22 protein-coding genes and 1 pseudogene are annotated in these 22,551 nt (G+C 57.9%); 13 read left to right on the forward strand and 10 right to left on the reverse strand.

Going from position 1 to position 22,551, the window contains the following annotated elements; genetic code table 11:
• Positions 1–86: 86 nt before the first annotated feature.
• The 3 genes from F8N80_RS30005 to F8N80_RS30015 form a co-directional block, all read right to left on the reverse strand.
• The gene (locus F8N80_RS30005; protein WP_150785283.1) at positions 87–872 is read right to left on the reverse strand and encodes a phasin family protein; all 786 of its coding nucleotides are present in this window, start codon (positions 870–872) and stop codon (positions 87–89) included.
• A 10-nt stretch (positions 873–882) separates the two neighbouring features.
• Entirely contained in the window at positions 883–1,305 is a 423-nt protein-coding gene (locus tag F8N80_RS30010) for a phasin family protein (protein WP_150744932.1), read from the reverse strand.
• 251 nt (positions 1,306–1,556) lie between these two features.
• Positions 1,557–1,832, reverse strand: coding sequence for a polyhydroxyalkanoic acid system family protein (locus F8N80_RS30015; RefSeq protein WP_150744931.1), 276 nt, complete (start codon positions 1,830–1,832; stop codon positions 1,557–1,559).
• A gap of 155 nt (positions 1,833–1,987) precedes the next feature.
• On the opposite strand from F8N80_RS30015, the gene ubiE reads away from it, so the two are divergent.
• From ubiE to F8N80_RS31940, 13 genes and pseudogenes are all read left to right on the forward strand, one after another.
• The gene (ubiE, locus tag F8N80_RS30020) at positions 1,988–2,758 is read left to right on the forward strand and encodes a bifunctional demethylmenaquinone methyltransferase/2-methoxy-6-polyprenyl-1,4-benzoquinol methylase UbiE (protein ID WP_007948968.1); all 771 of its coding nucleotides are present in this window, start codon (positions 1,988–1,990) and stop codon (positions 2,756–2,758) included.
• Positions 2,758–3,381 (forward strand): ubiquinone biosynthesis accessory factor UbiJ, encoded by a 624-nt coding sequence (locus F8N80_RS30025; protein ID WP_150785284.1) that lies wholly within the window; start codon positions 2,758–2,760, stop codon positions 3,379–3,381. Before ubiE ends, F8N80_RS30025 begins: the two co-directional genes overlap by 1 nt.
• Positions 3,378–4,982 carry a ubiquinone biosynthesis regulatory protein kinase UbiB gene (gene ubiB, locus F8N80_RS30030; protein ID WP_150744929.1) on the forward strand — a complete coding sequence of 535 codons (1,605 nt, stop codon included), beginning with the start codon at positions 3,378–3,380 and terminating at the stop codon, positions 4,980–4,982. The genes F8N80_RS30025 and ubiB overlap by 4 nt, the downstream gene beginning before the upstream one ends.
• 81 nt (positions 4,983–5,063) lie before the next feature.
• On the forward strand, positions 5,064–5,465 hold the full coding sequence (gene hisI, locus F8N80_RS30035; protein ID WP_150744928.1) for a phosphoribosyl-AMP cyclohydrolase: 402 nt from the start codon (positions 5,064–5,066) through the stop codon (positions 5,463–5,465).
• Positions 5,458–5,790: a phosphoribosyl-ATP diphosphatase gene (locus F8N80_RS30040; protein ID WP_007899279.1), complete on the forward strand. Its 333-nt coding sequence runs from the start codon at positions 5,458–5,460 to the stop codon at positions 5,788–5,790. Before hisI ends, F8N80_RS30040 begins: the two co-directional genes overlap by 8 nt.
• Positions 5,791–5,815: 25 nt before the next feature.
• A complete protein-coding gene (locus F8N80_RS30045; RefSeq protein WP_150744927.1) occupies positions 5,816–6,094 on the forward strand; it encodes a twin-arginine translocase TatA/TatE family subunit in 279 nt (92 codons plus the stop codon).
• A gap of 10 nt (positions 6,095–6,104) precedes the next feature.
• Positions 6,105–6,575 carry a Sec-independent protein translocase protein TatB gene (gene tatB, locus F8N80_RS30050; protein WP_150744926.1) on the forward strand — a complete coding sequence of 157 codons (471 nt, stop codon included), beginning with the start codon at positions 6,105–6,107 and terminating at the stop codon, positions 6,573–6,575.
• Complete coding sequence (tatC, locus tag F8N80_RS30055; protein ID WP_150744925.1) at positions 6,572–7,366, forward strand: twin-arginine translocase subunit TatC; 795 nt, start codon at positions 6,572–6,574, stop codon at positions 7,364–7,366. The genes tatB and tatC overlap by 4 nt, the downstream gene beginning before the upstream one ends.
• Positions 7,363–8,070: a 16S rRNA (uracil(1498)-N(3))-methyltransferase gene (locus F8N80_RS30060; protein WP_150744924.1), complete on the forward strand. Its 708-nt coding sequence runs from the start codon at positions 7,363–7,365 to the stop codon at positions 8,068–8,070. Before tatC ends, F8N80_RS30060 begins: the two co-directional genes overlap by 4 nt.
• Before the next feature lie 316 nt (positions 8,071–8,386).
• Positions 8,387–9,091 carry a methyl-accepting chemotaxis protein gene (locus F8N80_RS30065; protein WP_440131200.1) on the forward strand — a complete coding sequence of 235 codons (705 nt, stop codon included), beginning with the start codon at positions 8,387–8,389 and terminating at the stop codon, positions 9,089–9,091.
• A 1,580-nt stretch (positions 9,092–10,671) separates the two neighbouring features.
• Complete coding sequence (locus F8N80_RS32255) at positions 10,672–11,502, forward strand: fibronectin type III domain-containing protein (RefSeq protein WP_440131201.1); 831 nt, start codon at positions 10,672–10,674, stop codon at positions 11,500–11,502.
• Positions 11,478–11,591, forward strand: a pseudogene (locus F8N80_RS32055) (hypothetical protein); the annotation flags it as partial. The gene F8N80_RS32255 and the pseudogene F8N80_RS32055, both read left to right, overlap by 25 nt.
• Positions 11,592–11,630: 39 nt before the next feature.
• The gene (locus F8N80_RS31940) at positions 11,631–13,043 is read left to right on the forward strand and encodes a fibronectin type III domain-containing protein (RefSeq protein WP_150785286.1); all 1,413 of its coding nucleotides are present in this window, start codon (positions 11,631–11,633) and stop codon (positions 13,041–13,043) included.
• Between the two features lie 291 nt (positions 13,044–13,334).
• Here F8N80_RS31940 and F8N80_RS30080 read toward each other — a convergent pair whose 3' ends face one another.
• From F8N80_RS30080 to pip, 7 genes are all read right to left on the reverse strand, one after another.
• Complete coding sequence (locus F8N80_RS30080) at positions 13,335–14,069, reverse strand: amino acid ABC transporter ATP-binding protein (RefSeq protein ID WP_064675481.1); 735 nt, start codon at positions 14,067–14,069, stop codon at positions 13,335–13,337.
• Complete coding sequence (locus F8N80_RS30085) at positions 14,062–15,021, reverse strand: amino acid ABC transporter permease (protein WP_150744922.1); 960 nt, start codon at positions 15,019–15,021, stop codon at positions 14,062–14,064. Before F8N80_RS30085 ends, F8N80_RS30080 begins: the two co-directional genes overlap by 8 nt.
• Before the next feature lie 152 nt (positions 15,022–15,173).
• On the reverse strand, positions 15,174–15,971 hold the full coding sequence (locus F8N80_RS30090; protein WP_150744921.1) for a transporter substrate-binding domain-containing protein: 798 nt from the start codon (positions 15,969–15,971) through the stop codon (positions 15,174–15,176).
• Between the two features lie 237 nt (positions 15,972–16,208).
• A complete protein-coding gene (mdoH, locus tag F8N80_RS30095) occupies positions 16,209–18,779 on the reverse strand; it encodes a glucans biosynthesis glucosyltransferase MdoH (protein WP_150785287.1) in 2,571 nt (856 codons plus the stop codon).
• Positions 18,772–20,601, reverse strand: a complete 1,830-nt coding sequence (locus tag F8N80_RS30100; RefSeq protein WP_150744919.1) for a glucan biosynthesis protein G — start codon at positions 20,599–20,601, stop codon at positions 18,772–18,774. The genes mdoH and F8N80_RS30100 overlap by 8 nt, the downstream gene beginning before the upstream one ends.
• 320 nt (positions 20,602–20,921) lie before the next feature.
• Complete coding sequence (dtd, locus tag F8N80_RS30105; RefSeq protein WP_150785288.1) at positions 20,922–21,359, reverse strand: D-aminoacyl-tRNA deacylase; 438 nt, start codon at positions 21,357–21,359, stop codon at positions 20,922–20,924.
• On the reverse strand, positions 21,356–22,327 hold the full coding sequence (pip, locus tag F8N80_RS30110; RefSeq protein WP_150744917.1) for a prolyl aminopeptidase: 972 nt from the start codon (positions 22,325–22,327) through the stop codon (positions 21,356–21,358). The genes dtd and pip overlap by 4 nt, the downstream gene beginning before the upstream one ends.
• Positions 22,328–22,551 lie beyond the last annotated feature (224 nt).

Below are 22,551 nucleotides of genomic sequence, written 5' to 3' on the forward strand. Positions count from 1 at the left end.
TTTAATCTACGGTGCCTTTTGGAACGCATGCACAAACAAAAACGCCCGACCTTTGCAGGTCGGGCGTTTTCTTGAGCGCCCTGAAATCAGGACTGACTGGTTGGCGTCGATGGAGCTGGCGCGGCAGTCGGGGTTGCAGCAGGGATCGGTGCAGCAGCGGAGTTCGATGTGCTGACCGGGGTTGCCGGGTTGGCGGCAGCCACTGCTGGTGTTGGTGTTGGTGCAGCGGCTTTCGGCGCTGCCGGTTTTTTCACTGCCGGCTTCTTCGCGGCGGCAGGTTTTGCTGCTGGCTTGGTTGCCGGTTTGGCTGCTGCGGTTTTCGCTGCAGGTTTAGCCGCAGCTTTGGCGGCGACCGGCTTGACCGCTGGCTTGGCTGCTGCAGGTTTAGCGGCGGCAGTCTTGGCCAGTGGCTTGGCAGCCGCTTTGGCTGCTGCGGTTTTGGCCGCAACAGGCGCAACCTTGGCACCGGTGAGTATTTCGATTTGCTTGGTCAGGGTATCGACCTTGCTGTGCAGTGCCTTGACCTCATTGCGGCTCGGTACACCCAGGCGCGAAATGGCGCTGTTCAGACGCTTGTCGAAAGCCCCTTCCAGCTCATCCCACTTGCCCATTGCGCGATCTTTCACGCCGCTGATACGCGACTTGGCCGACGAAGCGGAATCCTTGGCGGCATCGACTTTCTTATCGACAGCGCTCTTGGTGAGCTTCTCGGCTTTCTCGCCATCTTTGACCAATGCATCGAAGAGCTTGCTGCCGTCAGTGTCGATCTTCGAGTACACGCCCAAACCAGCCAGCCAGATTTTGCGGGAGTAGTCTTCGACTTTCCCGATCCACGAGCTGCCTTCTTTTTCAGTATTCTTTTTACCAGCCATCCCGTTCTCCTTAAGATTTTTGCGCGACGCGTTCGAGCAATGCCGTCAGCTCATCGAGCTTGGCAGAGAGTGTCTCCACGTCATGTTTAGACGGAATGCCGATACGATTCAAGGTACTTGCGACACGCGAGTCAAATGCCTTCTCGACCTTGTCGAGTTGAACTTCGACCTTGCCTTTGAAAGAGCTGACTTCAGTCTTGGCTTCATCGATCTCGGCATTAGCCGCTTCAAGTTTCTCGGCAACGGCTTCTTTGCCTTTCTTTTCAACAGCTTGACCGACCACGATCAACTCTTGAAAGTACTCGCTACCCTCTTGACCGACCCTGGCGTACGCCCCCAGGCCTGCCAGCCAGATCTTGCGAGCATAAGATTTGACGTCGCTCAGAGCAGTTGTCGAAGCGTCGATTTTTTTCTTCAAAATAACTTTGGCCATGGTGCACCTCACGCGCAGAAGGTTTGAGGAACTGCCCGCGAAAGCGTCGGGCTCAGGCACAAAGTAGTGAGAATAATTAGAAACGGCACCCTAACAACCGACATGAACCTTCAGGCACACCGCAAACAAATGTGGGAGCGGGCTTGCTCGCGAAGAGGCCGGTACATCCGCTAAATATCCTGCGGCTGGAACACCGCCTTCGCGAGCAAGCCCGCTCCCACAGGGGACTGGGTTTCACAGAAGGACGTGGGTCAGGCCAGGGCTTTATCGAGACCCTTCTCGATTTCCGATTTGATCGTGCCGCTCATGGCCGACATCAACAGGCCAAGCTCCACATCGACCCTGATCCAATCCTCACCCACATGCACCGCGCCTTTAACACCGGAGCGCTTGAGGTTCAGCGTATCGCCGGACCACTGCGGCTCCAGGCCATATTGTCGGGACAGCTTCTGCGCCAACTGGTCGGCCTTCTCGCGCGCCGCTTCCTTACCCAGGCCGTGGGCACGCTCAACACTAATACGGGCCATGAAATGACTCCTGCTTTATGGATACTTTCCTGGAGCATCTTGACCGCTGCTGCGGCAAAACGTCCCGGCGATTGCCCATCTTACCTTCAGCCTTGCCAAGACAAAGCAGGCCACCGGGATTAGAATGTCCCGCATTCTCTTTTGGTGACAGCGATATGACTGATCAGCGCAAAGGCAGCGATGCCGAACCCACCACTCACTTCGGCTTCAAAAACGTTCCGGAAAGCCAGAAGGCGGAAAAAGTCGCTGAGGTTTTCCACTCGGTAGCGGCCAAGTACGACTTGATGAACGACCTCCTGTCGGGCGGCATGCACCGTTTGTGGAAGCGTTTTGCGATCGAACTGTCGGGCGTTCGCACCGGCAACCGCGTGCTGGATATCGCCGGCGGTACCGGCGACCTGACCAAAAAATTCTCGCACCTCGTCGGCCCGACCGGCCAGGTCGTGCTGGCCGACATCAATGAATCCATGCTCAAGGTCGGTCGTGACCGCCTGCTGGATCTGGGGGTGGCCGGCAACGTCGAATTCGTCCAGGCCGACGCTGAAAAGCTGCCGTTCCCGGACAACCATTTCGACTGCGTGACCATCGCCTTCGGCCTGCGCAACGTCACCCACAAGGAAGATGCCCTGCGCTCGATGCTGCGCGTGCTGAAACCGGGTGGCCGCTTGCTGGTGCTGGAGTTCTCCAAGCCGACCAATGCGCTGATGTCCAAAGCCTACGACGCCTACTCGTTCGCCTTCATGCCACTGATGGGCAAGCTGATCACCAACGACTCGGAAAGCTATCGCTACCTGGCCGAATCGATCCGCATGCACCCGAATCAGGAAACCTTGAAGTCGATGATGGTCGAGGCCGGGTTCGATCGCGTGACCTACCACAACATGACCGCGGGCATCGTTGCCCTGCACCGTGGCATCAAACCCTGATGTTGCTGGCCGGCCTGCTCGCCAGCGTTGAACTCGGTCTGAACCGGGTGCTGCGCCTCGACAGCACGGCACTGCCGCGGCTGGCCCATTTGGGCGGCAAGGTCATTGCGGTCGACTGCCGCAGCCCGGCATTGCAGCTGTTCATCCTGCCCAGCGATGAAGGCCTGATGCTCGCCTCCCACTGGGAAACCGGTGCCGACTGCACCCTGCGCGCACCAGCCTCGAGTCTGTTGAAACTGGCGATGAGCAAGGACAAGAGCTCGGTCCTGCACAGTCCTGAAGTCGAACTCGACGGCGACAGCGGCGTGCTGCTGGAACTGGCGACGATCCTCCAGGACCTTGAGCTGGACTGGGAGTACGAACTCTCGCACATGCTGGGACCGGTCGCCACGCACCTGGTCGGCGGTCACCTGCGCAGCCGCGCACGCTGGTATCAGCAAGGGTTCGCCAGCCTGAACCAGAACCTGGGCGAATACCTGGCCGAAGAATCGCGCACCCTCGTCGGTCAGCGCGAAGCCGAAGCCCGCTTCAGTGAACTGGACCAGATCAAACTCGACCTGGAACGTCTCGAGGCGCGCTTCGAGCGCCTTTCCCGATCCCTCGACCCAAGCGATAACGCATGAAGCTGCTTGCCGTCCGCCGTTTGTTGCGCATCCAGCGCGTTGTGATCCGCTACCGTCTCGATGACCTGCTGTTCGCCCTGCCGCTGCCCTGGTTTCTGCTGGCGCTGCGCTATGCCTTGCCGTGGCGCTGGTTCCCGCGCAAGACCCTGGACCTGAGCCGCGGTGCGCGATTGCGCCTGGCACTGCAGGACCTGGGACCGATTTTCATCAAGTTCGGGCAGATTCTCTCCACTCGCCGCGACCTGCTGCCGGAAGACATCGCCGATGAGCTGATGAAGCTGCAGGACCGGGTGCCGCCGTTCGACTCGCAAGTGTCGATCAGGCTGATCGAAGAGCAGCTCGGCAAAAAGATCAGTGAAGTGTTCAGCCGCTTCGATGTCGAACCGCTGGCCTCGGCCTCGGTGGCGCAGGTGCATGCCGCCCAACTGAAAACCGGCGAAGAAGTGGTGGTCAAGGTCATCCGCCCGGGCCTGAAACCGATTATTGCCCAGGACCTGGCGTGGCTGTTCATCCTCGCCCGCGCCGCCGAAAAGCTCTCGGCCGATGCGCGTTTGCTGCACCCGGTGGACGTGGTCCAGGATTACGAAAAAACCATCTACGACGAACTCGACCTGTTGCGCGAAGCGGCCAACGCCAGCCAGTTGAAGCGCAACTTCGACGGCTCGCCGCTGCTGTACGTGCCGCAAGTCTATTGGGACTGGTGCCGTCCAAAAGTGCTGGTGATGGAGCGCATCTACGGGATCCAGGTCACCGACCTGGCCACCCTGGCCGACCAGCGCACCGACATGAAAATGCTCGCCGAGCGCGGCGTGGAAATCTTCTTCACCCAAGTGTTCCGCGACAGCTTCTTCCACGCCGACATGCACCCGGGCAACATCTTCGTCAGCACGGTCAATCCGTGGAGCCCGCAATACATTGCGATCGACTGCGGCATCGTCGGCAGCCTGACCCCGGAAGATCAGGACTATCTGGCGCGCAACCTGTTCGCGTTCTTCAAGCGCGATTATCGTCGTGTGGCGCAATTGCACATCGATTCGGGCTGGGTGCCGGCGGAAACCAAACTCAACGAATTCGAAGCGGCGATCCGCACCGTGTGCGAGCCGATCTTCGAAAAACCGTTAAAGGATATTTCCTTCGGCCAGGTGCTGATGCGCCTGTTCCAGACCGCTCGACGCTTCAACATGGAAGTGCAGCCGCAGCTCGTGCTGCTGCAAAAAACCCTGTTGAACATCGAAGGCCTGGGCCGTCAGCTGTACCCGGACCTCGATCTGTGGAATACCGCCCAGCCGTTCCTCGAACGCTGGATGCGCGAGCGGGTCAGCCCCAAAGCCTTGCTCGGCAATGTGCAGAGCCAGTTCGAACAACTGCCGCACCTGGCCAACATGGCCCGCGACCTGCTCGAGCGCATGTCCCAGCCCCACGCCAACGAGCCTCCACCGCCGTGGCATCGACGCAAGGACGACTGGCTCCTGCGCCTGCTCGGTTGTGCGCATCTGGCCGGCGGCACCCTACTCGCCGCGGGTGGGCCATTGAACGAAATGGGCCATTGGCCGGCGGGCATCATGGTGGCCGTCGGCTTGTATCTGGTCGTTCGCCGATAGCCAGCGCCCCCGCACGCTGGCACACTGTTTCAACGCCTGTGCCCGACTAATGAAGTGTCGGGCCCGCTGTCGGAGTCGATGATGAAAAACTGGCTGGACGAGATCAAGTGGGACGCCGATGGCCTGGTGCCGGCGATTGCCCAGGATCACAAGAGCGGACGCGTGCTGATGATGGCCTGGATGAACCGGGAAGCGCTGGAATTGACCGCTGCCGAGAACCGCGCCATTTACTGGTCTCGTTCCCGTGGCAAGCTGTGGCGCAAGGGCGAAGAGTCCGGCCACGTGCAGGCCCTGCATGAGATGCGCCTGGACTGTGACGCCGACGTCATCATTCTGATGGTCGAGCAGATCGGCGACATCGCTTGCCATACCGGCCGCCAGAGCTGCTTCTACCGCGTTTTCGAGAACGGCGACTGGAAAACCGTCGACCCGGTCCTGAAAGACCCGCACGCCATCTACAGCGCAGGACACACCCATGAGTGATACGTTGACCCGCCTGGCCCAGGTGCTGGAAGAGCGCAAAGGCGCCGCCGCCGACAGCTCGTATGTCGCCAGCCTGTACCACAAGGGCTTGAACAAGATTCTGGAAAAAGTCGGCGAAGAGTCGGTCGAAACCATCATTGCCGCCAAGGATGCCGCCATCAGCGGTGACTGCAGCGATGTGATCTACGAGACCGCCGATTTGTGGTTCCACAGCATGGTCATGCTCGCCCAATTGGGGCAACATCCACAGGCTGTGCTCGATGAACTGGACCGTCGCTTCGGTCTGTCCGGACACGCCGAGAAAGCCTCGCGCCCGTCCGCCTGAACAACTATTAGAGAGGAGCAGCAACATGGGCATTTTTGACTGGAAACACTGGGTCGTTATCCTGGTTGTCGTCGTGCTGGTGTTCGGCACCAAGAAACTGAAAAACCTTGGCACTGACGTGGGCGAGTCGATCAAGGGCTTTCGCAAAGCCATGAACGATGAAGACAAGCCGGCTGACCCGACGGCGACCCCGCAGCAACCGGTGCCACCTGCTCAACCACAGACCACACAGTCCGTGAATCAGCCGCACACCATCGACGTGCAGGCGCAAAAAGTCGAAGAGCCGATCCGCAAAGACGTGTGAGCACTGACTAATGTTTGGTATCAGCTTCTCTGAACTGCTGCTCGTCGGCCTCGTGGCCTTGTTGGTGCTGGGCCCCGAGCGTCTGCCGGGTGCTGCGCGCACCGCTGGCCTGTGGGTCGGGCGCCTGAAGCGCAGCTTCAACGCGATCAAACAGGAAGTTGAACGAGAAATCGGTGCCGACGAGATTCGTCGGCAACTGCACAACGAGCACATTCTGTCGCTGGAGCAGGAGGCGCGGAAGATTTTCACGCCGACTCAGCAGGAAGCCACTCCGGTTCAGCCGGTGGCGGAGCAGACGATCCATGCATCGACGACAAAATCCGCGCCTGCTGCTGCGCCGACGGAAACCGTGAAAGCTGTGGAAGCGGTTGAAGCGGTTGAAGCGGCGCCGGTTGTGGCGCATGTAGAACCCGTTGCTCCTGCCGCCGCGCCGATAACGCCGGCTCCTCACGACACCACTTTGCCGCCGCGAGCCCCATGAGCGATCTCCCAGAAAACGACCAGCACATGCCGCTGGTTTCGCACCTCACCGAGTTGCGTACCCGTCTGCTGCGCTGCGTAGCGGCAATCTTCATCATCTTCGCCGGATTGTTCGCTTTCACCCAGCAGATCTACACCTTCGTCTCCACGCCGCTGCGCCAGTATTTGCCAGTCGGTGCGACGATGATCGCCACCGACGTGTCGTCGCCGTTCCTGACGCCACTGAAGCTGACCATGATGGTGTCGCTGTTCCTCGCGATCCCGGTGATCCTGCATCAGATCTGGGGCTTCATCGCGCCGGGCCTGTACAAGCATGAAAAACGCATCGCGGTGCCGTTGCTGGTATCGAGCATCATGCTGTTCTACGCCGGCATGGCATTCGCCTATTACCTGGTGTTCCCGCTGATCTTCAAATTCTTCGCCGCCGCCACCCCGGCCGGCGTGGAAATGATGACCGACATCAGCAGCTACCTCGATTTTGTCATGACGCTGTTCTTCGCCTTCGGCGTGGCGTTCGAAATCCCGGTGGCCGTGGTGCTGCTGGTGTGGATCGGCGTGGTCAACGTTGCCTACCTGAAGAAAATCCGCCCGTACGTGATCATCGGCTGTTTCGTGGTCGGCATGATCCTCACTCCGCCGGACATCTTCTCGCAGACCCTGCTGGCCGTGCCGATGTGGCTGCTGTTCGAGATCGGTATCCTGTTCGGCAGCCTGATCAGCAAGCGCGGCGAGCACCCGGACGACCAACCGGCTGACGATCACAACGACCAGCCGCCAGCGACCCAGCCGTGAACCTGCTGCTCCTCGAAGAGGCCGACTTCATAGCGGCCGACCGCGCGATCCTGCGTGATCGCCGGTTGACTCACATGCAGGAAGTCCATCGTTCGGTCGTGGGCGACAGCCTGCGGGTCGGGCGTATCGACGGGTTGATGGGCTCGGCCGAATTGCTGCGCCTGGACGCCGATGAAGCGGAGTTGCGCGTTACCCTCGACCAACCCCCACCAGCCAAGCTGCCATTGACCCTGATCCTGGCCCTGCCACGCCCGAAAATGCTGCGCAGGGTGTTCCAGACCGTGGCGGCCATGGGTGTGCCACGCATCATTCTGGTGAACAGCTACCGCGTCGAGAAGAGCTTCTGGCAAACACCCTTCCTGGAGCCCGAAGCCATTCGCGAGCAGTTGATCCTCGGCCTCGAACAGGCGCGGGACAGCGTGTTGCCACAGATCATCATCGAGAAGCGCTTCAAGCCCTTTGTCGAAGATCGCCTGCCAGCGATGACCGAAGGCACCCTCGGCCTGGTAGGTCATCCCGGCAACTACCCGCCCTGCCCCCGGGGCCTGGACGAGCCGGTGACCCTGGCCATCGGCCCCGAAGGCGGCTGGATCCCTTACGAAATCGACCTGCTGGGCAAGTCCGGCCTGCAACCGGTGCAGCTCGGCGAACGCATCCTGCGGGTCGAAACCGCCGTCACCGCCCTGCTCGCCCGCCTGTTCTAATTCCGAACTCCACTCTAGACACAGAAAATTCATCATCCCAGCCAACTTGCACGCCTACAGATTCCCGCCCGTCAGCCGATATACCCCTGATAAAACCAATATATGGTTCGAGGGAGTTGCAGCATGTACCGGCCAGTTGCAACGCGCCATCCAGAGCATGACCCAAAGCCTGCGCGCGTTGATCGGCGGCATCAGCGACGGCGTGACACAAATCGCCAGCGCCGCAGAAGAGTTGTCGGCCGTCACTGAACAGACCAGCGCCGGGGTCAACAGCCAGAAGGTCGAGACCGATCAGGTCGCGACCGCCATGAACGAAATGACCGCCACAGTGCAGGAAGTTGCCCGCAACGCTGAAGAGGCATCGGAAGCCGCCGTCGCCGCCGACCAGCAAGCCCGCGAAGGTGACAAGGTGGTCGGCGAAGCCATCGCCCAGATCGAGCGCCTGGCGCTCGAAGTCGGCCATTCCACCGCCGCCATGGGCGATCTCAAGCGCGAAAGCGACAAGATCGGCAGCGTGCTCGACGTGATCAAATCCGTCGCCCAGCAAACCAACCTGCTGGCCCTCAACGCCGCCATCGAAGCCGCCCGTGCTGGCGAGGCGGGACGCGGTTTCGCGGTGGTCGCCGACGAAGTCCGCAGCCTGGCGCTACGCACCCAGAAGTCCACCGAAGAAATCGAAGAGTTGATCATCGGCCTGCAAACCGGTACCCAGCAGGTGGCGACCATCATGGACAACAGCCGCAGCCTGACCGACAGCAGCGTGGAACTGACCCGCCGCGCCGGTGGATTGCTGGCGAACATCACCCGCACCGTCTCGGCGATTCAATCGATGAACCAGCAGATCGCTGCGGCAGCGGAACAGCAGAGCGCGGTGGCTGAAGAGATCAACCGTAGTGTGCTGAATGTGCGTGACGTGTCCGAGCAGACTTCGGCCGCCAGCGAAGAGACCGCCGCCTCCAGCGTTGAACTGGCACGGCTGGGGACGCATCTGCAGATGCTGGTGGCCAGGTTTAGGGTGTAATGGGAGAGATAACTGCTGGAAAATAAACAAAATTTTTTATCTACTTGTGCCGGAAAAACCAACGCCGGCCAAGATTAAAATAAGGTGGACTCGAACGAATCATCCCGACTAGTCGAAACAGATGATTTAACTTTTCGATACTAGCAGAACATTTACCCTGCGCCACTAACAGTTCTGATAGTTACATTTATTATTATTGCAGCACATGATGATACGCCTTGCTATTTTCAAGGAGTATTTTCATGAGCAATAATTCATTCGACGTTACTGCCACCTCAGAAAAAGCTGTACCTGAGAATAACACGACCAACACCAATTATCGCCGCTGGATGACAGACATGGCGGCGGACATTGCGCACCTGAAACTGTATCAGCTGGCAATTCCCGGCGCGCACAACTCGGGTGTCGATGCCGATGGAGGTTTTAATATTGGTGCAAAATGGGCAATCTGCCAATACAATGATTTTGCCTCTCAACTTGCCGCGGGGGCCCGCTACCTGGATTTACGTCTCGTTGACAGTAGCTATAAAAAAGATGTTGGCGGCAAGAAGCCAACCTATCAATTCAAAGAAATTTTCGAGTTCAAGCATGGTATTGTCGGCGTAGGCCGGCGATTGCAAGATTTGGTGTCGGCGGTAAACGATTTTTCCACCTCAAACCCTGGCGAAATAGTATTTATTGACTTCCACCACTATGATCGAGGTAATTATTCCCATAATAGTTTAGAGCGGTGCCTGCCTTACTTCAACTCTATCAAGGATCGCCTGATACCATCCTCGGCGAGCGATTTAAGCATTGGTGAAATACGTCAAAAACACCCGAACTGTAATATAATTTTGTGTTTAAGTCATAATTATCCAACACCTGACTCCCCAGTCCCAGACAAATGGCCAGCCGGAGTGGTGCGCAGAGACCAGATATGGTTGCCCCTTAAACATGAATGGACTTCCGACGCCACTGAAGAAAATGTTACATCACTTGTAACTCAATCAACAACATCACCACCAAGCGGATACTGGGTACTATCTGCCGCCGCCGGCAGCCCTCCGATAGATTTGCGAGTTGACCACCCTATACGAACAGAGGCGTTCGCCCCAGGACGCCAAAATACGAATATTCTCATGGTTGATTTTATTAACGGAAATAACGCTAGAACCAGTGTCGTCGACCGCTGTATCGAGCTCAGCAGGGCAAGAGGTAAAGATAAATCCAGCCCAACGGCGCCGACTAACTTAATTGTGGTGCCCAAGAATGAAACCATCGTCGATGGACAGGCCTACAATACACTGGTGTTCTCATGGAACCCTTCCGCCGATAACTTGGGGGTGCGGAACTATGAGATATATCTGGATGATGTACTTTTTGCTTCATCCGGTAGCAGCCCTTACGAACACCAAAATTTCCCCTTGAAAAATTATGCGTTTACAGTAAAAGGGGTGGACATATCAAACAACCGATCCGGTTCATCCAACAGATTTGATCTTGTTCAAGATATCATACATCCAACTGCACCTCGCAATTTTTCATATAGGAGTCCAAAAGCGTATGTGATATGGAGTAACTCAACTGATAACGCAGGAATGAAAGGATATGAGGTCTACCTGAATGACCAGTTTTTGAGCTTTGTGACCTATCAATACAACAATGACCCTTATACTTACTTGCCTGAGCTCTCTCGAGAAGAGAAGCACGTGATAAAAGTTCGCGCTGTGGACATCAACGATCTTTTTTCCGAATACGGTACATTCGTAATCCCTGTAATCCCAAATTTGATCAATCGCAAAATTTTTATCACAGGATATGACGAGGAAAATGAAATATACAATGCTTGTTCAAAATGGGAACCCGATTCAGAACCTACTGTGGGCCTCCTATACCATTTCAAAATTGACGGCGGATTCATTTATCGATATTTTTTCCACCCCGGAGAAGAAATAATCTTTAATTTTCAGGCCCGCCAGGGACAAACAATCCAAACTCAAATCTGGACAATATATTCCGAATATCATCTAAAGGGACCTGAAGACATATTTATTTTTGACGCATCACGCCCAGAACCCATTAGCAATCTAAAATTCACTAATACCGCACAGGCTGGCACCTCTATCTCTTGGACGCCTTCAACTAGCACTAATGTAATAAATTACGCAATCTCGATAAATGAAGAATCTCCGATATTAATTCCAAGCTCAGTAAATGCTTATACGTTCGAACCTCTTTCACCCGGCAAAGAATTTCTAATTGAGATATGGGCGCTTAATGACGTCGATGTCCCTTCTGCTTTGGAAGAGATCACAATTGAGCCTATCGATTTTACCCCCCCGGCAAGCCCGGAACGCCCGTTTTCAGTGCCGTCTCCCCCACCACGGCAACTGCCACCTGGACCGCCTCGACCGACAATGTTGCCGTAACCGGTTATCAGATTTCGCTCAACGGTGCAGCGCCGATCCCCACCACAGGACTCAGCCACACTTTTAACGGGCTGAAAGACAGCACCACATACAGAATTGAAGTCCGGGCTATCGATGCCCAGGGCAATTTGTCCGACCCTTCATCTGCGTCTTTCGATACCCCAGACGGCACACCTCCGAGCAAACCCGGAACGCCCGTTTTCAGTGCCGTCTCCCCTACCACGGCAACTGCCACTTGGACTGCCTCGACCGACAATGTTGCCGTAACCGGTTATCAGATTTCGCTCGACGGTGCAGCGCCGATCACCACCACAGAACTCAGCCACACTTTTAACGGGCTGAAAGACAGCACTACATACAGAATTGAAGTCCGGGCTATCGATGCCGAGGGCAACTTGTCCGACCCTTCATCTGCGTCTTTCGATACCCCAGACGTTACACCTCCGAGCAAGCCCGGAACGCCTGCAGCCACCGATATCAGTTATGCCTCTGCAACCCTGCAATGGTCTGCCTCCACTGATAATGTCGCTGTAACCGGCTATGAGGTCTGGCTGAACGCCTCACTATTGAAAACAGTTACGGACACCCGTTACACCGCAACAGGACTGAAAGATAATACTTCATACACGTTCAAAATCATCGCCAAGGATGCCGCTGGCAATTCCTCGGAAACTGCCTTGGTGATGTTCACGACCAAAGTTGATACGACACCGCCGGCAAAACCTACAGCATTGGTAGCCACTAATGTTTCCAGCAGAGCTGCGATTCTCACTTGGAGTAACACTTATGATGACCTGCGAGTAGATCACTACGAGATTTTAAGTGGAGATTCGGTGATCGCTGCCACAGAAACACGTACGCCGGCCTACCTGCTTACCGGACTTGTCGCAGGGACCGAGTACAGCCTGCGTGTATGCGCTTTGGACACAGCAGGCAATCGCTCTGCTGTAAGCGATCCTGTTGTCGTCAAGACCCCACGCTTGGGAGCACCAAAAAACGCGCGCGTCACAGCAGTCCAGTCCAATACAGTTAAGTTCGAATGGGACAGGCCGGATGATGCTATTGGCTTACTCGGCTACCACACTGTTGTGCGTTTACCCAATGGCAGCGACATAAAATATAATTTTCCCGTGAGGGCGATTACAGCTACACCGCTCGGAGCAGCAAAACGCTTTCAGGTCAGCATCACCGCTTACGATGCCGCCCAAATTGATTCAGAACCTCTGACCTTCGAGATCGCGACTACTGGGGCGGTGGCACGACCTGGTACGCCGAAGTTTCTACGCCTGGTTCGCTTGGAGCCTGATTCAGCTTATTTTGAATGGGATGCCCCGGATGGACCCACTCGTCCAGACAAATACAACATCACTCTGAAAGGACCCGATGGAATACAAAGCGCAGAAACCGTCAGTGCCAATATATTATTTAACGGTAGTTATTACGATTACATAGAGTATGAATTGTCAGTGACGGCGTCCAACGAAGCGGGGAACTTACTGCCGACAGTTATAAAATTCGCCGGTAGTATAGGCCGAAACTGAGCAACTTCCGTTACACGCAACTAGGGATTAGGGCCGTCTTGGAATGGAACGCGCCCCCCGGGCCCTCATCGTGACAGGCCCGGGGGGAAATGGGACCCCTTTTACTTCGGAGCAACCGACCTTGAACACGGTACTTTTGAGAAACACCCGTTATCAGGCAAGGATCACAGCACTAAATGATCTCGGGGAATCCTCACCGTTAATCGCTGACTTCACCACCGAGTAGAGCTACTGCTGAAATTCGTCGCCGCGCCTGAGAAACAATGCGTTGTCCGCAGGTGCGGCGATTTTTTACAAAACCTGCCGCAAAAAGGCCTGAGCCCGAGGATCCTTCGGCGCGTCGAAGAACTCCGCTGGCGAAGCGTCTTCCAGCAACTTGCCATGATCGAAGAACAACACCCGATCCGCCACTTCCCGCGCAAAGCCCATTTCGTGGGTGACGCAGACCATGGTCATGCCTTCCAGAGCCAACGTTTTCATCACGTCCAGCACTTCGCCGACCATTTCCGGGTCGAGCGCCGAGGTCGGCTCATCGAATAGCATGACCTTGGGCTCCATCGCCAATGCCCGAGCGATGGCCACACGCTGTTGCTGTCCACCGGAAAGGCGTGACGGAAACTCGTTGGCCTTTTGCGCAATGCCAACCTTCTCCAGCAACGCCAGGGCCTTGGCCTCGCGCTCTTTCTTGCCGCGCTTGCGCACGACCTTCTGGGCCAGGCAGAGGTTTTCCAGCACGGTCATGTGCGGGAACAGGTTGAAGTGCTGGAACACCATGCCGACTTCGCGCCGGTAGGCGTTGACGTCGGTTTTCGGGTCGGCCAGTTGCAGGCCGTCGATGCTGACCGAACCCGAGTCGAATTCTTCCAGGCCATTGAGGCAGCGCAGGAACGTCGACTTGCCGGAACCGGACGGGCCGATCACCACCAGCACTTCCCCCTTGGCCACTTGAGTGGTGACGTTATCCACCGCGCGAACCACCTGGCCGCGGGTGTCGAAGACTTTTACCAGATCGCGGACTTCAATCACTTTGCGCGAGCCTCCGCTCAAGCCGGCTGGCGATTTTCGACAGCGGCAGGTTGATCAACAGGTACAGCCCGGCCACGCAGAACAGGATTTCGAACGGCGAGAACGAGGTGGTGATGACTTCGCGACCGCTTTTCAGCAGTTCGGTAATTGCGATCACCGACACCAGCGAGGTGTCCTTGACCAGACTGATGAATTGCCCGGCCAGCGGTGGCAATACTCGCTTGAAGGCCTGCGGTAGCACAACATGACGCATCGACTGGCCAGCGCTCAGACCGAGGGAGCGCGCCGCTTCGTTCTGGCCACGGGCGATCGACTGCACACCGGAGCGGATGATCTCCGCCACGTAGGCACCGGTGAACAACGACAGTGCGGCGATCCCGGCAAATTCCCGGGACAGGTTCATCACGGTGCCGATGAAGAAGTAGAAAATGAAGATCTGCACCAGCAGCGGCGTGCCGCGCACCAGTTCGACGTAAATGGTCGAGAGGTCGCGCAGGGTCGGGTTGTTCGACAGACGGCACAGGCCGGTGGCGAGGCCGATCAGGAGACCGAGCACTCCGGACACCAAGGACAACCACAAGGTGGTCCACAGGCCCCACATCAGTGGTCCTGCGGCCCAGTGCCGAGTTACACCAATCACGTCGCCTTCGGCCACGTCATCGCCCTGAGCGACTTGCAGGCTGTTGTCGTCGACGATTAACCGTTGCTCGTCGCCCGCATCGTTGCGCAGGGTGACTTCAGCCTTGTCGCCCTTGCGCACCAGTTCGCTGACAGTGGAAATGTCTGCAGCGCGCTGGGATTCTTCGGCGTGGTAGGCGAAGTATTGCGGCACGCGATTCCAGCGCCACTCGTAGGACATTAGCGAGGTGGCGTAGTACAAGGCGCCGGCCAGGCCGATCAGCACCAACACGGTTAATACGTGCCAGGGCCATTGGGCTTTTTTATGTTTCATTTATCAGCAAGTTCCAAATTCTGTGTCGCCAGGGAGGCCGTCTTCGCGAGCAAGCCCGCTCCCACATTGAACCGAGTCGTCAGCAACTACGCGGTGAATTGTGGGAGCGGGCTTGCTCGCGAATGGGGCGACGCGGTCTATCTGACCGAGCCTTATTCCATGTCCTTCAGCCAGGCAGTGTCTTTAAACCACTTGTCATGGATGCGATCGTAAGTGCCGTCTTCATGGATCTGGTGCAGGAAGTTGTTGATGAAGTTGATGCTGTCGTAGTCACCCTTCTTCAGACCAAAGGCCAGCGGCTCGTAGGTGAACGGCTTGTCGAGGAACGTAAGTTTGCCGTTGCCGACCTTGTTGACCGCGACAACATTGTAAGGCGCGTCATAGATGAACGCGTCGGCCTTGCCGTTGACCACGTCGAGCACGGCTTCCTGCTCATTGTCGTAGCCGTGGTACTTGGCTTTGGAGATCAGCTTTTTAGCGACCATTTCACCCGTGGTGCCGAGCTTGGAGGTAATGCGGTAATCGGCGGTGTTCAGGTCTTTGTACGACTTGATGGTGCCTTCCAGCTCCTTGCGGATCAGCAGGGTCTGGCCGACCACGATGAAGGGCTCACTGAAGTTCAGGCGCAGGTTGCGCTCCTGGGTCAGGGTCATGCCGCTGCCGATCATGTCGAACTTGTCGGTGAGCAACGCCGGGATGATGCCGTCGTAGCCGGTGGACACCAGCTCCAGCTTGACGCCCATGGCCTTGGTCATGGCTTTGAGAATGTCGACTTCGAAGCCGATGATCTCGCCGCGTTTGTTGGTCATCTCGAACGGCATGTAGGTCGGGTCCATGCCGACTTTCAGCGTGCCGCGTTTGACCGCGTCATCGATGGCACCGGCCTGCGCCGCGCTGACTGCAACCAGTGCCGTGACGCCGACCAGCAGCATCGAGAGATACTTCTTCATCATCAAGTCCCCAAAACCATTGCGTTGTGAGGCGCGCAAACGGCGGGTTTCCCGTAAGAAACCGGCCGATACGGACAGAAATTGTCCGGGCGCACCAATTCGGGGACGGATGCTAACGCACTCGGCCGTTTGCACAAGGGTTTACACAGGATTTGTTGCTCTAAGGCCGATCGTTCCCACGCGTGGGAACGATCGGCCTCGCAAAAAAAAGCCCCGCTCATTTAGCGGGGCTTTTCGTTAGGCCAACTGAGGCTGCACGCTCAGCGGCTTGAGCGGCAACAGCGGCGCATGGGGATCGGCTTTCACCGATTGACGCCAGGCTTGCAGCCACTCGGGGTGACTTTCGTCCCAGATCTGCTCGTGCAGGCGACCCAATGCCACCGGATCACTCAGCAACTCCACACGCTCTTTGTTGGTCAGCCCGGTTGGCCCGACTTTCATGGCATGGCGAACCCGTTCGATCCGCAGCCATTCGATCGGCTCGGCCTGACGGTGGCGTGAAGTCGCCAGCGAGCACGCCAAGGCGTTCTGCTGTGGATCGACCACTGCCCGGACAAAGCCGTCGTTCAGCGCGTGCCAACGGTTTTCGTGGGTGTACTGGTCGGTTGCCAGCAACGCCTGTGGCGGATTGTATTCCTCAGGGATCAGGAACAGGCTTTCGTCACGGGACTTGAGGCCCAGGCCGACACGACTGGAGATCACCGACACCGGGATCGACAGCATCAACGAACCGACGATCGGCACCAGCCACCAGAGGAAGCTCGGGTTCAGCCAGATCACCAACAGCGCCCAGAAGAAGCCCAGCAAGGTTTGCGGACCATGGCGTTTTACCGCCTCGCTCCAGGGCGTGGAGTCGTCGTCACGTTGCGGCGAGTTCCAGGTCGCGGCCCAGCCGAGGAACGCGGCGAGCACGAAACGGGTGTGGAAGATCATCCGCACTGGCGCCAGCAGCATGGAGAACAACATCTCCAGCAACATCGACAGGGTCACCTTGAACTTGCCACCGAACTCTTTCGCGCCCTTGGCCCAGATCAGGATGATGCTCAGCAACTTCGGCAGGAACAGCAGCACGATGGTCGTCGAGAACAGCGCAATCGCCTTGTCCGGGTGCCATTGGGGCCACAGCGGATAGAGCTGGCGTGGTTCGAGGAAATATTGGGGCTCCATCAGCGTGTTGACCGCCAGCAGCGCCGTCGACAATACAAGGAAGAAGAACCACAACGGCGCCGACAGGTAGGACATCACGCCGGTGAGGAACACCGCCCGGTGAACCGGGTGCATGCCTTTGACCAGGAACAGGCGGAAGTTCATCAGGTTGCCGTGGCACCAGCGACGGTCACGCTTGAGTTCGTCCAGCAGGTTCGGCGGCAGTTCTTCGTAGCTGCCCGGCAAGTCATAAGCGATCCACACACCCCAGCCGGCACGGCGCATCAGCGCGGCTTCGACGAAGTCGTGGGACAGAATCGCACCGGCGAACGCACCTTTACCGGGCAATGGCGCCAGGGCGCAGTGCTCGATGAATGGCTTCATGCGGATGATCGCGTTGTGGCCCCAGTAATGGGATTCGCCCAACTGCCAGAAGTGCAGACCGGCGGTAAACAATGGACCGTATACACGGGTCGCGAACTGCTGCATGCGCGCATACAGCGTATCCATGCCCGACGCACGCGGCGCGGTCTGGATGATCCCGGCGTCCGGCGTGGCTTCCATCAAGCGCACCAGACTGGTCAGGCATTCGCCGCTCATCACCGAGTCAGCGTCGAGCACGACCATATATTTGTAGTCACCACCCCAACGACGGCAGAAGTCGTCGAGGTTACCGCTTTTACGTTTCACGCGGCGGCGGCGACGGCGATAGAAAATCTTGCCAAAACCCTTGGCTTCGCGACAGACATCCAGCCAGGCTTGTTGCTCGGCAACGCAGATGTCGGCTTCGTTACTGTCGCTGAGCACGAAGAAGTCGAAGCGATCAAGGCTGCCCGTGGCGGCGACCGACTCGAACGTCGCTCGCAAGCCGGCGAACACCCGCGGCACGTCTTCGTTGCAGATCGGCATGACCAGTGCGGTGCGCGCGTCCTTGGGGATCGGTTCGTTACCGGCGCTTTTACCGGAAATCCGGTATTTGTCATGGCCGGTGAGCAACTCGAGGAAGCCCATCAATGCGGTCCAGAAACCGGCCGACACCCAGCAGAACAGAATCCCGAACAGTATCAGGATGCTGGTTTGCAGCGCATACGGCAGCACTTGCGTGACGGTTTGCAGGAACGGCTGGTGCAGGACTTCATCCAGGTCGACGAACGACCAGCCCTGGTACGGCATGATGCCTTTCATGTACCAGCCGGCGACGATGGTCTGACCGAGCATCAGTACCAACAGAATGTAGCGCCGGATCGAACCTACGGTGCGCCAGCGAGCCGCCGGCAGCACGTTTTCGTCTTTCGGCGGCTTTGGCGGGTTGGTGCGGCCGGTCAGGCGACGCCAGCCACGCACCAGAATATTGGTGCGCCACGGCTCCGGCACGACTTTGGTCCGACGAATCGGCGGGGTCGCCCGCAGGCAGACCCGGCCGCTGGCGTCGAGCACCAGCATTTCGGCGTCCGCCAGTTCTTCGGCGGTGTTCAGGGTCAGGCGACGACCCACCGAAGCCTGGGCGGCCTCGGTCGGCGCGTCGAACGTCGAAGACGACAGGCGTTCGTGCAATTCACTGAAGGACTGGCAACCCACGAGTTCCGCGCGCTGCTCGTCGGTCATCGGTAGATGCGCCAGATACTCGGCAAGCGTCTCTGGCTGTATTTGAGAATTACTCATCGGCAGGCAACTGGTAGCTCCAGGTCTCGGTCAGGACTTCTTCAGTCGGCGCCGATTCCGGTGTGGCTGGGGCCGCGTCGGCAGCTGCAGGCTGCTGGGCGTCTTTGTTGTCCCGATCCTTGGAATTTGCGACAGGCTTGGCTTCGGCCTGTTTGGCTTCAGCTTGCTTGGTTTGCTTGGCGTCCTTGGCTTCCTTGTCCAGCTTCTCCTGCTGCCTGGCGGCGACCTTGTCGGCCTTGGCAACGGAAGAGTTGGAGGCAGGCACGGCCTTGGCCAGGTCGGCAGTCACGATGTTCTTGACCAGTGCGGCACGCATTTCCGTAGCCTTGCCCGGGTCCTTGATCTTCATGCGCAGGGTCAGGCGCCAGCCCTTGGTTTCAGGGTTGTAGCGCACGCTGTTCTCGACCAGCTCGGCATTCTCGCCAACGCTGACCTGGCTGCGAACCTCGGTATCTGCCGGCAGTGCCATCAGGGACGGGCCTTCGAAGTCCACCAGGTAGGCAACGCTGCCATCGGGCTGACGAATCAGGTTGGACTGTTTCACGTCACCGGTGGAGCGCAGGGTCTGTTGTACCCAGGCGCTGTCCGGCGCGTGAAGCGCGGCTTCGTCGATGGTCCAGTGCATGCGGTAGGCGACGTCGAGCGGCTGGCCAGGTTCAGGCAGCTTTTCCGGACTCCAGAAAGCCACGATGTTGTCGTTGGTTTCGTCGGCGGTCGGAATTTCGACCAGGTCTACAGAACCCTTGCCCCAATCGCCTTTTGGTTCGATCCAGGCACTCGGGCGCTTGTCGTAACGGTCATCGAGGTCTTCGTAATGGCTGAAGTCGCGGCCACGCTGCAGCAGACCGAAACCGCGCGGGTTCTCGATGGAGAAGTTGCTGACAGCCAGGTGTTTCGGGTTGTTCAGTGGGCGCCAGATCCACTCGCCGTTGCCGGCATGGATCGACAGGCCGCTGGAATCATGCAGCTCGCGACGGTAGTTCAGCACTTTCGACGGTTGGTTGGCGCCGAACAGGAACATGCTGGTCAAAGGCGCAACGCCAAGCTTGGTGACCTTGTCACGCAGGAACATCCTGGCCTTGACGTCGACCACGGTATCGCTGCCGGGACGCAGGGTCAGGCGATATGCACCGGTGGCACGTGGCGAGTCCAGCAGGGCAAAGATCACCAGATGCTTGTCACCCGGTTTGGGCTGCTGAATCCAGAACTCGCTGAAACGCGGGAACTCTTCCCCGGACGGCAAAGCGGTATCGATGGCCATGCCGCGGGCGGACAAGCCATAGGTGTGCCCTTTGCCGACCACGCGGAAGTAGCTCGCACCGAGCATGGTCATGATTTCGTCTTGCTTGTCGGCCTTGTTGATCGGGTACAGCACCCGGAAACCGGCGTAACCCAGTTGCTCGGTGGCTTTAGGATCGAACTTTACATCGCCAAAATCAAACCGCTCTGGGTCGTATTTGATCTCTTCGACGGTGTTAGCCGTGATTTCGTTGATTTTCACCGGAGTATCAAAGTGCATGCCCTGGTGATAGAACGACAGCTTGAACGGGGTTTTCTGATCGGCCCACTCGGCTTTCTCGGTGCGGAAACGAATTTTCTGATAGTCCGCGAATTTCATTTCGCGGAATTCGTTCGGCAGGTTACTGCGCGGAGCTTCGTATTTCTGCCCGGCCAGCTCTTTTGCCTTGACCGATACATCATCCAGATTGAATGCCCAAAGCTGGCCGGCGCTGAGCAGGCAAAGCAGTGCAGAGCCCGCTACCAGAGCGCTTCGTAACCGTTGGGCAGACAATTTTGGAGCATTACAGGGACTAACAATCACGAGCAACCCTCGCCGAAAACAGATCAAAAAACCAACGGCCAGTTAAAGTGCCAGCACGGTGTGCGGTGAACAAAACCGACCCTGCGAACCACTCTTGCCAAGTTGGCGAGCATTGTTCCGACCCCTTTGGGGCTAAATGATTCCCCAACAGGTCCCGAACAAGTCTCTACCTAAGTCAAAATGGGCCAACGAACGCTGATCCCCGTAACGCGCGATTATCTAGTATGCCGCGTTACAACACATCAGGGGCAGCCCAGTATTTCTCGCGAAAGAACCCTGTTTTCAGGCGAAAAGAGCTTAAAAACATGTTTCAAGCGCTTTCAGGTCTGTAACAGAAAGGTGACCGGGCCATCGTTGACCAGGTGCACCTGCATATCCGCGCCGAATCTACCTGATGCCACAGTGCCATGCACCTGTTTTGCCTTGCCCAATAGATAGTCGAAAAGCTCCTCTCCCAGGGCCGGAGGGGCAGCGGTCGAAAAGCCTGGACGCAACCCGCTTCGGGTATCGGCGGCCAGGGTGAACTGAGAGACCAGCAGCAACCCGCCGTCGACATCCGCCAGGGACAGATTCATCTTGCCCTCGGCGTCGCTGAATACTCGATAGTTAAGCAGTTTATGCAGAAGTTTGTCGGCACTGGCTCGAGTATCCTCTGGCTCGACTGCCACCAGCACCAGCAAACCCTGGTCCACCGCGCCGACCACCTCCCCCGCTACCTCGACTCGCGCGCCTCGCACGCGTTGCAGCAGACCCTTCATGCTTCTTCAGGCGCCAGATCGAGCAGACGTCGGGCCATCAGATTGGCGGCGCGAACCAGCGCATCGGTAATCCCAGGCTCGGACGCGGCATGGCCAGCGTCACGGATCACCTGCAATTCACTGTTTGGCCAGTTCTGATGCAGTTCCCAGGCGTTATCCAGCGGGCAGATCACGTCGTAGCGACCGTGAACGATGACCCCAGGCAGATGGGCGATCTTGCCCATGTCGCGGATCAGCTGGTCCGGTTCAAGGAACGCATTGTTGGTGAAGTAATGACATTCGATGCGGGCGATGGACAATGCGCGCTGCGGCTCGGAAAAACGGTCGACCACCAGCGGGTTCGGACGCAGGGTCGCCGTTCGTCCTTCCCACATGGACCAGGCCTTGGCCGCGTGCATCTGGGCGATCTGGTCGTTGCCGACCAGGCGCTTGTGGAAAGCCGAGAGCAGATCGTCGCGCTCATCCAGCGGGATCGGCGCGATGTAGTCTTGCCAGTAGTCGGGAAACAGACGGCTGGCACCCGACTGGTAGAACCACTCGATTTCCTGCGCACGACAGAGAAAAATCCCGCGCAGAATCAGGCCGTGTACACGTTCCGGGTGGGTTTGCGCGTAGGCCAGCGCCAGGGTCGAACCCCAGGAGCCGCCGAACAATACCCACTTGTCGATCCCCAAGTGCTTGCGGATGCGCTCGAGGTCGGCGACCAGATCCCAGGTGGTGTTGTTTTCCAGGCTGGCGTGGGGGGTGGAGCGACCGCAACCGCGCTGGTCGAAAGTCACTATGCGATACAGGTTCGGATCGAAATACCGGCGGCTCTGGGCATCACACCCGGCGCCGGGGCCGCCGTGGATGAACACTACCGGCAAACCTTCCGGTGAACCGCTTTCGTCGACATACAGCGTGTGAGTTGCATCGACAGCCAGATCGTGCCGGGCGTGGGGTTTGATCTGCGGGTACAAAGTCTGCATTGCGCGCTCCGTAAGGGGTCGAGTTCATCCCTGGGGGGACTTCTATTATTCTGCCGTCCGGCATCATAAACCCGAATTACGTCAATGAGCATGCCCTTGTAATTGGATGGACTCGCCCACGCCGAGGCGTCAATGCGCCACGGTGGCAGTCTAAACAGCCAACGACAGCGAGGGCGAGTCCATGAAAAAGCATACTTCGATTGATCAATCATTGTCTTCTGCCG

The organism is Pseudomonas fluorescens (genome assembly GCF_902497995.1).
GTDB classification, from domain to species: Bacteria; Pseudomonadota; Gammaproteobacteria; order Pseudomonadales; family Pseudomonadaceae; genus Aquipseudomonas; species Aquipseudomonas fluorescens_BK.

Excerpts from the sequence above, each read along its gene's own strand:
- F8N80_RS30005 (WP_150785283.1), bottom strand. The coding sequence starts at position 872 with ATGGCTGGTAAAAAGAATACTGAAAAAGAAGGCAGCTCGTGGATCGGG.
- F8N80_RS30010 (WP_150744932.1), bottom strand. The coding sequence starts at position 1,305 with ATGGCCAAAGTTATTTTGAAGAAAAAAATCGACGCTTCGACAACTGCT.
- F8N80_RS30015 (WP_150744931.1), bottom strand. The coding sequence starts at position 1,832 with ATGGCCCGTATTAGTGTTGAGCGTGCCCACGGCCTGGGTAAGGAAGCG.
- ubiE (WP_007948968.1), top strand. The coding sequence starts at position 1,988 with ATGACTGATCAGCGCAAAGGCAGCGATGCCGAACCCACCACTCACTTC.
- F8N80_RS30025 (WP_150785284.1), top strand. The coding sequence starts at position 2,758 with ATGTTGCTGGCCGGCCTGCTCGCCAGCGTTGAACTCGGTCTGAACCGG.
- ubiB (WP_150744929.1), top strand. The coding sequence starts at position 3,378 with ATGAAGCTGCTTGCCGTCCGCCGTTTGTTGCGCATCCAGCGCGTTGTG.
- hisI (WP_150744928.1), top strand. The coding sequence starts at position 5,064 with ATGAAAAACTGGCTGGACGAGATCAAGTGGGACGCCGATGGCCTGGTG.
- F8N80_RS30040 (WP_007899279.1), top strand. The coding sequence starts at position 5,458 with ATGAGTGATACGTTGACCCGCCTGGCCCAGGTGCTGGAAGAGCGCAAA.
- F8N80_RS30045 (WP_150744927.1), top strand. The coding sequence starts at position 5,816 with ATGGGCATTTTTGACTGGAAACACTGGGTCGTTATCCTGGTTGTCGTC.
- tatB (WP_150744926.1), top strand. The coding sequence starts at position 6,105 with ATGTTTGGTATCAGCTTCTCTGAACTGCTGCTCGTCGGCCTCGTGGCC.
- tatC (WP_150744925.1), top strand. The coding sequence starts at position 6,572 with ATGAGCGATCTCCCAGAAAACGACCAGCACATGCCGCTGGTTTCGCAC.
- F8N80_RS30065 (WP_440131200.1), top strand. The coding sequence starts at position 8,387 with ATGACCGCCACAGTGCAGGAAGTTGCCCGCAACGCTGAAGAGGCATCG.
- F8N80_RS32255 (WP_440131201.1), top strand. The coding sequence starts at position 10,672 with ATGAAAGGATATGAGGTCTACCTGAATGACCAGTTTTTGAGCTTTGTG.
- F8N80_RS30085 (WP_150744922.1), bottom strand. The coding sequence starts at position 15,021 with ATGAAACATAAAAAAGCCCAATGGCCCTGGCACGTATTAACCGTGTTG.
- F8N80_RS30090 (WP_150744921.1), bottom strand. The coding sequence starts at position 15,971 with ATGAAGAAGTATCTCTCGATGCTGCTGGTCGGCGTCACGGCACTGGTT.
- mdoH (WP_150785287.1), bottom strand. The coding sequence starts at position 18,779 with ATGAGTAATTCTCAAATACAGCCAGAGACGCTTGCCGAGTATCTGGCG.
- dtd (WP_150785288.1), bottom strand. The coding sequence starts at position 21,359 with ATGAAGGGTCTGCTGCAACGCGTGCGAGGCGCGCGAGTCGAGGTAGCG.
- pip (WP_150744917.1), bottom strand. The coding sequence starts at position 22,327 with ATGCAGACTTTGTACCCGCAGATCAAACCCCACGCCCGGCACGATCTG.